The sequence below is a fragment of the Nostoc sp. genome, from assembly GCF_036917195.1.
In the GTDB taxonomy this organism is placed as follows: Bacteria; Cyanobacteriota; Cyanobacteriia; order Cyanobacteriales; family Nostocaceae; genus Nostoc.
On sequence record NZ_JBALDG010000080.1, the window covers coordinates 113,128 to 126,255 of the forward strand.

General features: G+C 42.9%; 15 protein-coding genes. 9 read left to right on the plus strand and 6 right to left on the minus strand.

Going from position 1 to position 13,128, the window contains the following annotated elements; translation table 11 throughout:
* Positions 1-353: 353 nt before the first annotated feature.
* Positions 354-749 (minus strand): DUF1830 domain-containing protein, encoded by a 396-nt coding sequence (locus tag V7K40_RS28605; RefSeq protein WP_334965766.1) that lies wholly within the window; start codon positions 747-749, stop codon positions 354-356.
* Between the two features lie 351 nt (positions 750-1,100).
* Between V7K40_RS28605 and V7K40_RS28610 the strand changes: the two genes are divergently transcribed.
* From V7K40_RS28610 to V7K40_RS28635, 6 genes are all read left to right on the plus strand, one after another.
* Positions 1,101-1,394, plus strand: a complete 294-nt coding sequence (locus V7K40_RS28610; protein ID WP_334965768.1) for a hypothetical protein — start codon at positions 1,101-1,103, stop codon at positions 1,392-1,394.
* Positions 1,336-2,928: a photosystem II high light acclimation radical SAM protein gene (locus tag V7K40_RS28615; protein ID WP_334965770.1), complete on the plus strand. Its 1,593-nt coding sequence runs from the start codon at positions 1,336-1,338 to the stop codon at positions 2,926-2,928. The genes V7K40_RS28610 and V7K40_RS28615 overlap by 59 nt, the downstream gene beginning before the upstream one ends.
* Positions 2,929-3,050: 122 nt before the next feature.
* Positions 3,051-4,448: a DICT sensory domain-containing protein gene (locus V7K40_RS28620; protein ID WP_334965884.1), complete on the plus strand. Its 1,398-nt coding sequence runs from the start codon at positions 3,051-3,053 to the stop codon at positions 4,446-4,448.
* Positions 4,445-5,083, plus strand: coding sequence for a pentapeptide repeat-containing protein (locus V7K40_RS28625; protein ID WP_334965772.1), 639 nt, complete (start codon positions 4,445-4,447; stop codon positions 5,081-5,083). The genes V7K40_RS28620 and V7K40_RS28625 overlap by 4 nt, the downstream gene beginning before the upstream one ends.
* Positions 5,084-5,600: 517 nt before the next feature.
* Entirely contained in the window at positions 5,601-5,843 is a 243-nt protein-coding gene (locus V7K40_RS28630) for a hypothetical protein (protein ID WP_334965774.1), read from the plus strand.
* A 123-nt stretch (positions 5,844-5,966) separates the two neighbouring features.
* Complete coding sequence (locus V7K40_RS28635; RefSeq protein WP_334965776.1) at positions 5,967-6,200, plus strand: hypothetical protein; 234 nt, start codon at positions 5,967-5,969, stop codon at positions 6,198-6,200.
* 135 nt (positions 6,201-6,335) lie between these two features.
* Here V7K40_RS28635 and V7K40_RS28640 read toward each other — a convergent pair whose 3' ends face one another.
* Positions 6,336-7,169 carry a type II CAAX endopeptidase family protein gene (locus V7K40_RS28640; RefSeq protein WP_334965778.1) on the minus strand — a complete coding sequence of 278 codons (834 nt, stop codon included), beginning with the start codon at positions 7,167-7,169 and terminating at the stop codon, positions 6,336-6,338.
* Between the two features lie 64 nt (positions 7,170-7,233).
* Positions 7,234-7,515: an ATP-dependent Clp protease adapter ClpS gene (gene clpS / locus V7K40_RS28645; protein ID WP_273763800.1), complete on the minus strand. Its 282-nt coding sequence runs from the start codon at positions 7,513-7,515 to the stop codon at positions 7,234-7,236.
* Positions 7,516-7,814: 299 nt separating this feature from the next.
* On the opposite strand from clpS, the gene V7K40_RS28650 reads away from it, so the two are divergent.
* The gene (locus V7K40_RS28650; protein ID WP_273769628.1) at positions 7,815-8,159 is read left to right on the plus strand and encodes a hypothetical protein; all 345 of its coding nucleotides are present in this window, start codon (positions 7,815-7,817) and stop codon (positions 8,157-8,159) included.
* A gap of 58 nt (positions 8,160-8,217) precedes the next feature.
* On the opposite strand, the gene V7K40_RS28655 is transcribed toward V7K40_RS28650, so the two are convergent.
* The 3 genes from V7K40_RS28655 to V7K40_RS28665 all read right to left on the minus strand — a co-directional run bounded on the left by V7K40_RS28655 (position 8,218) and on the right by V7K40_RS28665 (position 9,189).
* Positions 8,218-8,508: an aminotransferase class I/II-fold pyridoxal phosphate-dependent enzyme gene (locus tag V7K40_RS28655; RefSeq protein ID WP_334965780.1), complete on the minus strand. Its 291-nt coding sequence runs from the start codon at positions 8,506-8,508 to the stop codon at positions 8,218-8,220.
* A 6-nt stretch (positions 8,509-8,514) separates the two neighbouring features.
* Positions 8,515-8,655, minus strand: a complete 141-nt coding sequence (locus V7K40_RS28660) for a hypothetical protein (RefSeq protein WP_334965782.1) — start codon at positions 8,653-8,655, stop codon at positions 8,515-8,517.
* Positions 8,656-8,985: 330 nt separating this feature from the next.
* Entirely contained in the window at positions 8,986-9,189 is a 204-nt protein-coding gene (locus V7K40_RS28665) for a hypothetical protein (protein WP_334811578.1), read from the minus strand.
* A gap of 708 nt (positions 9,190-9,897) precedes the next feature.
* Here V7K40_RS28665 and V7K40_RS28670 point away from each other — a divergent pair.
* The gene (locus tag V7K40_RS28670) at positions 9,898-10,227 is read left to right on the plus strand and encodes an STAS domain-containing protein (RefSeq protein WP_334965784.1); all 330 of its coding nucleotides are present in this window, start codon (positions 9,898-9,900) and stop codon (positions 10,225-10,227) included.
* Positions 10,228-10,375: 148 nt separating this feature from the next.
* The gene (locus tag V7K40_RS28675) at positions 10,376-13,069 is read left to right on the plus strand and encodes a TIGR03960 family B12-binding radical SAM protein (protein ID WP_334965786.1); all 2,694 of its coding nucleotides are present in this window, start codon (positions 10,376-10,378) and stop codon (positions 13,067-13,069) included.
* The last annotated feature ends 59 nt before the right edge of the window (positions 13,070-13,128 follow it).

Sequence of the window (13,128 nt, forward strand, 5' to 3'; positions counted from 1 at the left end):
CAATGACGCCAGTCGCCTCAAGTCGGGAAACCATGCACGGCAGTTCCTCCTGGGGGAAACCCCCTACAGCCCTACGGGCATCCTACGGCAGGCGCTAGCCTCTCACGAATGGGAAAAGACCGGACTGCCGACGCTCCTACGGACGCTCGTTCCGACGCTCCTACGTCGCTAACGCTGCGCTATCGCTACCGCTTCGCTAACACTGCGCTATCGCTACCGCTTCGCTAACGCTAACGCTGCGCTAACACCACGGCGCTGGCTCCCCAATGCCCAATTTCCAATGCCCCACATAAATAGTAAACAAAAAGGGCTGCTAAATTTAGCAACCCTGAAATTAAGCCAAATTGTTTTTTTTAATCAACAGAAGCTAAACTAGCCATTTGTAAAGGTTTTGTAGTATCTTCGGTTTTTGTATTAATTTGCTGCACCATTAGTTTGGTATTAATAGGGTCTTTTCCATCTGATGAGTCTGTATCAAACTCATAAGCACTAGGTTCTTCGAGCATCAGGCGATCGCACGGAATCTTATCGGATAAAATTGCACTTGCCATCATCCCTGTATGAATCTCCACTTGACCTTTTAGCGGAGCTTCAAATACTAAACGTTGTCCAGGGAAAACAACCCTTTCAAAGTACCAGTTGGGAATATTGGAGATGCGAGCTACCTGTATTTTGCTCGTGGCATTAATGTAGCAGCAGAGAATTTTTCCCGATTGCTCAGGTGGTAGAGGATCTAATATTTGAGCCATAACTGCTGAGGAGCTTTACGCCACAATTTTACATTACACTTTCCAAGCCTAGCATTGGCTGATCCCCAGTTGCTGTAGCTCCGACTACCAACTTAACTCTTTGTAGATAATTTCTACCTAAAGATATATCGTAGGTTCTAAAAATCTTGTAAATATTTACGCTTTGTCTACAATTTTACACTATGTGAACATTTTTAAGTTTTTAATATCTGCCCTAAAAAGGTTTTAACTTCTTTAGGGCAGATAATTACAGGGTAGGTATGGCAAAGATCCCTTTAGCTTGAGCCTAATTAAGGAGTGTATTTTTGTGTTTCATATATCCCAGGCTTTCCATCCTGGGATCATCGCTTAATGAATGAACTCAATGTTATCGTAAAGCTATATGAAAAATGTCTTCATAAAGCCTCTCTTGATCCCCTGCATTTGGTATACAAAGCAATTTTATTGATTCCTGCATCTGTGATCAAAAGTTTCCATATCAATAATTGGCTAAAATGTCAAGCCAAATTTAAGAGATTAAGAGTAGCCAAAACAAAAACACGCCTTAAAACTGGAATTTATTTCGCTTTCCCCAAAGATTGGCAAGATGGAAGTCAAAACACCGATGATGGAAAATCGAATTCTTTACGTTCGCCTTCCTTGTAACCCTATCTTTCCCATTGGGGTTGTCTACCTGAGCGATCACGTTCACAAACAGTTTCCTAATATCGAACAGCGCATTTTTGATTTGGGAACAGTGCCACCTTTAGATTACACTTTTGCCTTGGATCGCTGTATCGATGAATTTAAACCGACACTGCTAGTATTTTCTTGGCGGGATATTCAAATTTATGCTCCAGTTGGTGGACGTGGTGGCAACCCACTGCAAAACGCTTTTGAATTTTACTATGCTAAAAATCCTCTTTTGAAACTACGGGGCGGATTGGGCGGTTTACGAATCTTCATTGCTTACTATGTAGAGTTATGGCGTAATCAGGGTTTAATCAAACGCGGTTTAAAGCGTGCCCAAAAATATAATTCTAATGCTCGTGTAGTTGTAGGTGGTGGTGCAGTCAGTGTATTTTATCAACAGTTGGGTAAAAGCTTACCCCAAGGGACAATTATTTCTGTGGGTGAAGGGGAAACCCTGCTGGAAAAACTTTTAAGTGGCAGAGATTTTCGAGATGAACGCTGTTACATTGCAGGAGAAACTCAACCACGCAAACGACTAATTCATGAACAACCCACCCCATTAGAAAAAACAGCCTGTAACTACAACTATATCGAAAGTATTTGGCCGGAATTTAACTATTATCTGCAAGAACAAGATTTTTATATAGGTGTACAAACTAAGCGTGGTTGTCCTCACAACTGTTGTTATTGCGTCTACACTGTTGTCGAAGGCAAACAAGTACGCATCAACCCAGTAGATGAAGTAGTTGCGGAGATGCGCCAATTATATGATCGCGGCATTCGCAACTTCTGGTTTACCGATGCCCAATTCATCCCAGCCCGAAAATTTATCGACGATGCCATAGAACTCTTGCAAAAAATCGTCGATTCTGGTATGACAGACATCCACTGGGCAGCATATATCAGAGCCGACAATTTGACACCCCAGCTGTGCGACTTGATGGCGAAAACCGGGATGAACTACTTTGAAATTGGGATTACCAGTGGTTCTCAAGAACTCGTGCGGAAAATGCGGATGGGGTATAACCTGCGAAACGTCTTGCAAAACTGCCGTGATTTAAAAGCAGCTGGTTTCAACGACTTAGTTTCCGTCAACTACTCTTTTAACGTCATTGATGAACGTCCCGAAACCATCCGCCAAACCATCGCGTACCACCGCGAACTAGAACGGATTTTTGGTGCTGATAAAGTCGAACCAGCCATCTTCTTTATTGGACTGCAACCCCATACCCATTTAGAAGAATATGCTTTCAAAGAGGGCATCCTCAAACCAGGCTATGATCCAATGAGTTTGATGCCGTGGACAGCCAAAAAACTCCTCTGGAATCCTGAACCTCTTGGTTCATTCTTCGGAGAAGTCTGCTTGCAAGCTTGGCAACAAAACCCCAACGATTTCGGACGTGAAGTCATGAAAATCTTACAAGAAAAGCTGGGTTGTGCCGACTTAGAAGCAGCACTTTCTGCACGATTAGAAACGAAAGAAAAACAGTTAGCGGGTGTATCCTAGAAAATACGAATTCTGAATTTCTCCCCTTCTCTTCCTCTGTGTCGCGCCAGTTGCTTCAAGTCGGGAAACCCTCCCAACGCACTGGCTTCTCTGTGCCTCTGCGGTTATTTTTACCAAATCCCATGTTAGAAGGTTCAATCTTACAACAGTTAGAAACAGCCCATCGCCATACCACCAGGCCAATTCGATTCGGTGTTTACTACAAAAATACCCTTGTTGCCCTGTGCCACGCTCTAGAAGACCATATCTTAACCGACGACGGTACACCCTTAGTTATCACAGCTTTCCAACAGGGTAAATGGTATTTACAAGAAGCTGGGCGATATGCAGACATCGCCCAGCGCAGCCGCCAAATTGCCATCATGGCTGCCGCTGAATCCGGCTTTGCTGAACATCCTACCAGCCAGCTACCCAATGTAGACTTAGTAGCATTAGATCCAATTGATCCAGTAGCGCAGGAGTGGCACTTAATTATTTTATCGCCTAAATACACAGCGATGGTGATTTGTCAAGAATTATCAGAGGCTGATTATGGCAGCGCTGGAGTACCGACATCAGACTTAGAGCGTAAATTCTATGGCTTGTGGACATTTGAGCCAGAGTTAGTGCAAGATACAGCAGAAATAGCGATCGCTCACATTAGAAAATACAACCCAGAACTGGCGGATAAACTCACAACCGATAAACAACAAATTGTACCGTCAATGGCCAGATCCCAAAATTTAGGTGCAGTTGTCTCCCGTGTAGTAGATTACCTCCAGACTGAGCAAGATAATTTATCCATACCAATAGCACTTCGCCAACAAACGCTAGATCGCAACTTGATTTCTAACGAAATCCAAGCCTTTTTGCGAATGGCGCAACTGATGGATATGGCAGATGTCAACAATCCAATGGCAGCTGCGGAAGTAGTAGTACTTGCTGAAGCGATCGCCCAGCTTTTGGATCTTCCTGCATGGCAAATTAAAAGGTTGCGGCTGGCGAGTTTGTTGCATCGCATAGATCCATTACAGAAAGCAGAAAGTGTTCTCACTGGCGGTATATCCACACGTTACCAAGAAGATGCCCCCAGTTCTCCCTTAACTTGTCCCTTAGTACCGGGGGCGCAAGTATTGCGAACCATGCCACGACTACGAGCAGTTGCCCAAATTATCACTCACCAAACCGAGTGGTGGAATGGCACAGGGGAACCAGCAGGTTTAGCTGGAGATGAAATTCCCCTAGAGTCGAGAATTTTGGCATTATTGGCAGACTTTCAGTGGCGAGTCAATCAGCGAAAATTGTCAAATCAAAGCCAGGAACAGATATTTACTCAAGCTTTAGATGAGTGCAGACAGCAACAATCTACCCGCTTTGACCCTAAACTTGTAGATACCCTAGCTTTGTTAGTTATGGGTTTACAACAGGGACTAGACTTACCTGTAATCACACCCAAAGTCAGCGCCGGCATCTGGATACTTGATTCCCAATGGGATAGCTACAGCAAGATAAGTGAGGAGATTGGTAGTTACTTTACATGAATATTGAAGCCATTAAATTAGGAAAACTCAAACAACTTCCAGGGGCAAATTTAGAAGACGAAGAACTCTCCCGACTGGATTTAAGCCGGATTAATCTTGCTGGCGCTACCCTTGTCGGCACTAATTTCGCTGCTTCCAAACTAGAAGGTGGGCATTTGGAGGGGGCGAATTTGATGGGAGCAAACCTTCAACAAACTGATTTGCGGGCGAGTTTGATGGGAGCAAACCTGATGCAAGCAGATTTAACAGGTGCTGACTTGCGGGGTAGTAACTTGCGCGGCGCTAACTTGATGGGAGCAAGACTCAGTGATGTGTCATTGGCGGGTGCTTTCTTGAGTGGTGCCAATTTGATGAACGTGAACTTGCAAGGTGTTGACTTGCGCGGTGCTGACTTGCGCGGTGCAAACCTGACTGGGGCAAATCTCAAAGGTGCAGATTTGAGTCGCGCTGATTTACAAGGGGCTTTGTTAAGTGAAGCAAACCTGGAAGAAGCTGACTTGCGGGGGGCGAATTTGGCAGGGGCGAATTTTTCAGGGGCGAATTTGCTTTGTGCAGAGTTAGAAGGTGTAAATTTGAGCGGCGTTAATTTGAATAAAGCGTGTTTGGTGGGGACAGTGGTTGAGACGCTTACGTAAAGATTGCACCAAAAAGCCCAGTATCCTTGGCTATTGTTAAAATTTTCGCAGATTAAGCAGGTGAAAAGTTGTGAGCCTAACCGTACTTAGTCGCAGTCTTTATTCAGGACTTACGCACGGGTCATGAAAGAACGAACCACAGAGACACAGAGTACACGGAGGAATGAAAGTTTGAGAGGTTTTTTGCGTAAGTTTTATTATTAACGAATCAAAGCATGACCGACAAAAGCCAATCAAAAAACTCAGATGAAGAGGAGTTTGACCCGGTAACAGATCCAAGGGATTGGTCAGTAGCAGAAACAGAGTTAGCCTGTTTTGCGCTTCTTGCCAGAAGCAAGGGTAAACGGTTGCTTAAAATTAAGCTGTTCCACCCTTAAATTGCATAATTATGGTGGGCAAGATGCCCACTCCACAAGACTTTCATGAAATTTAGATATGCAAACTAGATGTGGAACAGCTTATCAACACCAAAAAAACCACCTATGCTGATTATTTGTATTTTTGAGGACTATCCAGAATGACACCCATCGCTGCACAAGTCTCAATCACGGCAATTATTCCCATATTGACCGTGATCGCAAATCGGCAATGGGAACAGTTCAAAGAACTGGAGACAAATTTTGTATCCCAGTATGGAGTAGAAGTATGGCAAGAGGTTTTTAATTTTCGTCTCAAGCCAGCACTGGATAAAGATTCTGACAGATGGCTACTTATCCAGTGGTGTGGTGAGGGAATTATCTCAGTCAAAAATGTGGCGTAGGTGCGATCGCCCAAAGTGAATTATGGCGATCGTTTTTATTCCCATCCGAACGTCACTGCTTCGCCGTTTTGCAGTATTCTTAGCTATTGTTAAAATTTTTGCAGTTCAAGCAGGTAAAAATTTGTGAGTCTACAGGAAGTTATCAAATTAGCAAAGCAGCTTTCAACTGTGGACAAAGTACGTTTGATCCAGCAAATTGCTCCTGATATAGAACGTGAGTTAACAGATAAACTCTCTACCTTTCCCCGCCAATCCTTGTGGGGACTATGTGCTGATTTAGGAAATGCACCTTCTGCAGAGGAAATTCATGTAGCCCGTAGTGAAGAATGGGCTAGCTTTCCACGGGAGGATATTTGATGCTGCGTGCTGTAGCTGACACCCATGCAGTAATTTGGTACATTTTTGGCGATTCATGATTATCAACAACTGCCCAAAATATCTGTCTGCTGATTTCTCACAAACAAATAGCTGATACGATTAATACTTTTATTTTCATATATGAAGCGATCGCTCAGTTCGCCCTCGTATCCACAAAGCTAGTACACTCATTAACAACACCCCCATCACTCCTTGTAGGGGATTATTATTCACACCAGTTACCCAATCAGGAACTTGACCAGAATATTTTACTAATTTCCCAACATTAATAATGTAGTAGCCCCATACTAAACCACCATGTAAACCAATTGGTAAACCCAAGCGTCCCCTTCGCCAACGCTTTCCCCATACTTGCGTTAACCCCAGCAGTACTAAAGCTGGAAATTGCGGCAGTGTATGAATAATTGCCTCCAAGGGTTTAATAAAGTGCAATGTCGCAAACGCAGTTGCATCTGTCCACAGTGCCACACGCGGACTGTAATCTCGTTGTAATTCATCTAGCAACCAACCTCGGAATAACAATTCCTCAGCAAATCCAATACCTAAGCCAACAAGTAAACCTTCTAAAATTACTTTCAGCAAAAAAACTTTCGGTTGTTGCCACACCAACCAACCCAACAAACTTTCTACCCCAAAAAGTATCAGAATATTAATTATGCCTATAGCCAAGCCACGCACTAAATCCACACCGTTTTGTCGCGTGAATTTTAAGCCATAATGCCATAGAATTTGGGGCTGCTGGTAGACATACTTACCGCATAGTCTCATGAGAAAAATAAATACTGCATATAACAATACCAATGTCAATATACTTTCTAAGTTGGAATCATGCACTAGTAAGTATATTGGTGCAGCCAATGGCAACCATAGCAGCAATAAAGTCAAAATAAAACAACCCAGCCTAATAGGGGCAGGGCGTTCAGCTAGACGGACAAGGTTTTTTTTCATACCAAATAGGTCAACGATCAGGAGTCAATACTCCAGATTATGACTCTTGATTATTGACCAATGACTATTCATCAGGTTCAATCGTGCTACTTAAACCGTGACTTTTCAATGTTTCGCTATAGAACTCAGCGTGTTCCAGAGCGCAAGTAATGACTAAAGCTAGCCCGTTAGTATGGGCTTCCATCATGATGCTAACAGCCTGAGGTTGGGTAAGGCTTGGCACAGTGGCTATTAGTGACTGCACAACATGCTCCATAGAATTGTAGTCGTCGTTATGGAGCAAAACGCGATACCGAGGCGCGAGCTTGCGGGATGTGGAACGCTTTTCAATAGTTTCAACTGACACGGCTCTTTGCTCTTTTCTCGTTAATTCACTACAACAAAATCTCTGTCTTGCGATCGCTTAACAGTTATTTACCTATTCTATAGTATTTCTGTTCAGATACTATGCTAGGAAAACCCTTTACTGCTAAGAATTGGTCGTATTAGCTTTGCGTAGCCACTTTTGAGGCAGATGTCTTAGACATCGTTGCCGTGAGAGTGCTAACCTAATGTTACATAAGCTTCCTTAAACGTAGCGCATTTTCACTTTTAAAATTAAGGAAGTTGCAAAATAATCCTTGCCCCTGCCCAAACTGCGTAATGATGGACATTAGCCTAGATTTTCTTCAACCAGGACAAATTGTGTCTTTAGAGCATGGCGACAGGAATCTGTATGCAGAAGTCATTCAATTTATAGTTTCCCGCCAGTTGTGCTGGGTGCGTCCTTTATTAATGGTTACTTTGATTCAAGAATCGCCTCTAATTACCGATTTGCGAGATGCGTCTGACCTACTTTGGCCTGCCAATTTATTTCGGCCAGCACTAGACACAGAAGTAATTACCTTCTTAAGCCAAGTTTTAGCAAAAGAACCAAAAACTGAACCTGATTTAGGTGCCAAGCAACAACTCAATCAGTTTATTCACCAACTTTGGCAAGCATATCAATAGGCATTGGTCAAACAGGGCATTAGGTATTAGTTATCCTTCCTTGTCTCCCTTGTCTCCATCAGGCGTAACGGATGCCAGCATATTTCATCCGTTGAATTCCTTTTTGCAACCGCTCATCACTAATAGTTAAAGCAATTCGGAAAAAGCCTTCTCCAGATGCACCGTAACCACTACATAAATACACAATAATACTACATTTGTTAAGTAGCAACGTTACAAATTCTGCTAAGGCATATCTTAGGGGAACAGGTGTCCAGACGTAAAGGGTAGTTTTCGGAGGCTGAATCGGCCAACCTAGAGATTGCAGTCGATTAACAATAATATCACGGCGATTTTGGGAAACCAACATTATGGCTTAGAATTCTGCTTCAGTGGTAGGAGAATAAGCTGCGATCACACATGCTTGAATTACCTTAAATACCTCAGAATTAACGTTAGTTTTTACCTGTGCCAAGCCTTTAATACCAACAACACAACCAACTCGCCAGCTTGCCATATTGTACGACTTAAATAAACTGTGAAATTTGATCGCTACATCTTTCGCTCCCAGAATTTGCAACACACTACGCGGTTTATAGCAAAGCTATTTCATTCTAAAATGTCACGTTTTATGCTTATGGGCCAATTTTTACAAAATAGACATTTTTGAGGGGTAGGTTCGTTAGTTATTTAAATAATCAACCTCATAGAAAAATATAAACAATGATATCGCCCTTGTTATCTGCCCTGCCTTTACTAAAACTTGTTTTATCTATTTTAAAGTTTTATTGTTTCAGTCTTAATCAAATTCACTTGATAAAAGCAAGAAACCTCTATGCCTAAGCAATTAGGAATATCCCAAGCTAGGAACCAACTGAATTCTCCCAGCATCCATCTCTGCCATTAATAATTCTAGAGCTTCGTAATCAACATCAGAAATGTAACCCAGTTCCGTCAGTTCTGAGTTGATTTCATTTTCTATCTCAGGAGTTAGTTTTTTAATGTCAAGAGCTTTTTCTACCAATTTACGAATAGCGTACTTAGTTCTCATAAGTAATAATCCAACTGTATATGATACTAATTATCCCAGAGAAATCTCAGTATAAAGAGTGATCCAAATACTACTTTATTAATGATCTAGATCACAATTTAATTAGTTAGATAGATGATAATTCGCTATGACTATGCCATATACCATCAGCAACGCTAAAGCGGAAGATTTAACTTACCGTTAAAACTTGGCTAAATTAGCTTGAGTTATATATCAATACGATTTGATTTTTGAAAAAATTTAAGTAGATGTAGAGGAGCCAGCCGTCTGGACGGGTTTCCCAACTTGAGCTGACTGGCGTTGTGTTATTGCCCTTGAGTACGGCACTAAAACTTTCGGGAAGTGCCTTACGCTTTGCTAACGCAACGCTATTTGCTTCACTTGGGGAAACCCCTCTGAGCGCTGGCTCCCCTACGCAAATTTTAAAATCAAATATGAGTCCTATAGACTAAGTAAGTTTTCTCAGCATAGTTACGGATGATTTCTCTGTTCTAAGGCTGTCTATGTTGATTGTTTTTGAACTGGGATAAAAAAAAAGTATATATAAACACATTTCAAACTGGAATTATGACAATCTTTAAACAGAGATACTAAAGCAATAAAGATTCAGCAAAGAGACCTAAGACGTATGGTCGATGCAACAAAAAAAAGTTTATGTTCAAATAATTCTCAGCTTGACGCTTTAATAACTCTCAATAGGATGTAACTATGCAGGCAGTGCTTCACTATCCCAAGATCGCAGTTATTAGTCCCCAAGGATGTTTGAATGCTGCAAACGCTTTGGAATTTGAACGAGATATGACCACAGCGTTGGCACAAAATGGTATTTCCATCTTGGTGGTAGACCTAGCAGCAGTAGAATCGTTAGACAGTACGGGGTTGATGGCATTGTTATCTACACACAAGCTGGCTCTTAGTTTAGGACGGAGTTTCCGACTTTGCACTGTTGCTCCGTCAATTAAAATTATTTTTGAACTGACGCAACTCGATAGGGTGTTTGAAATATTGGACGGTAAAGCCGAGTTGGTTGCAAGATAACTTTATGTAAAAGCAGAAAAGTTTGCATAAAGTCTGGATCTTATGTAAAGGAGTTATAAGTTGCAACGATAAACTATGTTATAAGATCTAATTAAATGCTAAGGTTGGGATTGAGTAGCTGTAATTAAGGTAGCTAGAAGATAGCACAGTGGCTGTTGCAGTTGAAAAATTAATAACATCGGATATTTTAAAACCTGGGCGTTACCTGGGTAATGAGCGTTTAGCAGTACACAAAGCTTGGGATACGACAGCAATACGCTGGGTTTTAACCTACCCAGAAGTATATGAAGTCGGTGCATCCAATTTAGGGCACATTATCCTATATAACATCTTGAATGCCCAACCGCGTCAATTGTGTGATCGCGCCTACCTCCCAGGACAAGACCTGGTAGCCAAACTACGCGAAACTAATACGCCATTGTTTGCGGTAGAGTCAAAGCGATCGCTCACAGAATTCGACATTTTAGGCTTTAGCCTCAGCTACGAACTGGGTGCAACTAATATCTTAGAAATGTTGGATTTGGCTGGAATTCCCTTGACGTGGCAACAGAGGCAGGAGAACAGAGGAGAATTTACTAATCTCCAGTCTCCATTTCCGTTGATTTTTGCTGGTGGGCAAACAGCGACATCGAATCCTGAGCCTTACGCTGACTTCTTCGACTTTTTCGCCCTTGGAGATGGAGAAGAACTGCTGCCAGAAATTGGTTTGGTGTTAGAAGAAGGCAAACAAGCAGGATTGAGTCGGGAACATCTGTTACTGGATTTGGCACAGATACCAGGCGTATATGTCCCTCAGTTTTATGACATGGCAGAGGATGGCTCGGTTCATCCTCGTCGCCCGGACGTGCCAAAACGAATTTTGCGACGGGTTGCAACTCCCATACCAGCATATTCCATTGGGTTAGTTCCCTACGTAGAAACGGTGCATGACCGCTTGACCATTGAGATTCGGCGTGGTTGCACTCGTGGCTGTCGCTTCTGTCAACCAGGAATGCTGACTCGACCAGCACGGGATGTAGAACCCGATAAGGTGGTAGAAGCGATTGAACAGGGGATGCGGGCAACTGGTTACAATGAGTTTTCCCTACTATCTCTGAGTTGTTCTGATTATTTGTCCCTACCAGCAGTGGGGATGGAAATCAAAAATCGCTTAAAAAATGAAAACATTTCTCTGACTCTACCAAGCCAACGGGTAGACAGATTTGATGAGAATATCGCCAACATCCTTGGAGGTACGCGGCAAAGTGGACTGACTTTTGCTCCAGAAGCTGGAACTCAGCGGATGCGAGACATCGTAAATAAGGGTTTGACAAATGAAGAACTGTTGCGGGGGGTGAAAACGGCTTGGGAGCAAGGCTGGGATAAAATTAAGTTGTATTTTATGATTGGCTTACCGGGTGAGACGGATGCTGACGTTTTAGGCATTGCGGAAACAGTAAGCTGGCTACAGCAAGAATGTCGGGGCTTGGGCAGAAAACACCTAAACTTTAACCTGACGATTTCTAACTTTACGCCCAAGCCCCATACACCATTCCAGTGGCACTCAGTTTCTACTACTGAATTTAAGCGTAAACAAAACCTGCTGCGGCAAGAATTCCGGCGGATAAAGGGAGTGAAGGTAAATTTTACCGATGTCCGCATTTCGGCAATGGAAGATTTTGTGGGACGGGGCGATCGCAGTTTGGGCAAAGTAGTGCGCCGTGCCTGGGAATTGGGTGCAGGGATGGATTCCTGGTATGAAAATTTAGATCAAGCTTTTAGTGCTTGGGGGTCTGCGATCGCCCAAGCCGATCTAAATTGGAAATACCGCCAAGTAGAAAATGGCGAATGGAATTTGTTTCACGCACAAGATCAGAAGAGATCAAAAGATGCGGAAAATATTCAATTCCTAACTTTTTTACAGACGCGATTAATCGCGTCTCTCCCCACTCCCCACTCCCTCGATACTCCCCTGCCTTGGGATCATATTGATACTGGGATTGACAAAAAGTGGCTCAAAGAAGACTTGCAACGCGCCTTAGAAGCTGCAATTGTACCCGACTGCTCTTTTGAAGGTTGTTCTCACTGTGGCGTCTGTGGCACCGACTTCGGGCATAACGTCGTGATTAAACCACCCGCTATCCCGAAATTCGCTGGCGAGTTTGTCCCCAACACAATTAAGGCACAACGACTGCGAGTTTGGTTTGGGAAACAGGGTAATATGGCTTTGGTAAGCCACCTGGATTTAATCCGTTTGTTTGACCGAGTTGTGCGGCGAGCAGGCTTGCCAATTGCTTTGACTGGTGGGTTTCATCCAATGCCGCGAATTTCTCTAGCAACTGCTTTGGCTCTAGGGGCTACTAGTAGTGGTGAAATTGCGGATTTTGAGTTAACTGTGCCAGTGGCAGTTGATAGTTTTCGAGAACAGTTAGTTCGGGAAATGCCCACAGATATACCTATATATAATGTGGCGCAGATAGATTTAAAAACTCCGGCAGCTACCCAACTGCTAGAGACCGCAGAATATTTAATTACTGTAGCAGCACTTGAAGAAACAACACCTATACAATGGCAAGAATGGATTGATACCATCAAAGCAAAAGACGCGCTCTGGTACGAGCATACAACTAAGTCAGGCAAGAGCCAGTTAATAAATCTGCGCGATCGCTTATTTGAACTGGAATTAGTAGAAAACTACAATTGCATTGCAGAATCTATATCTGTTATCCGTTATCTAGGTAGCTATCGCCAAGATGGTTTTCTATTGCGTCCTGAACAAATCCTGTTTATGCTAGGGATAGTGGCTAGTGGAGAATTTCAACTCCTGCACATCCACCGCAATCGGCTAATTTTAAGGGTATAATCCCTGTAGGACAGCTTGCTAGTAGTTGTCCTAACATGGCACATCGTCGGAATTGATTT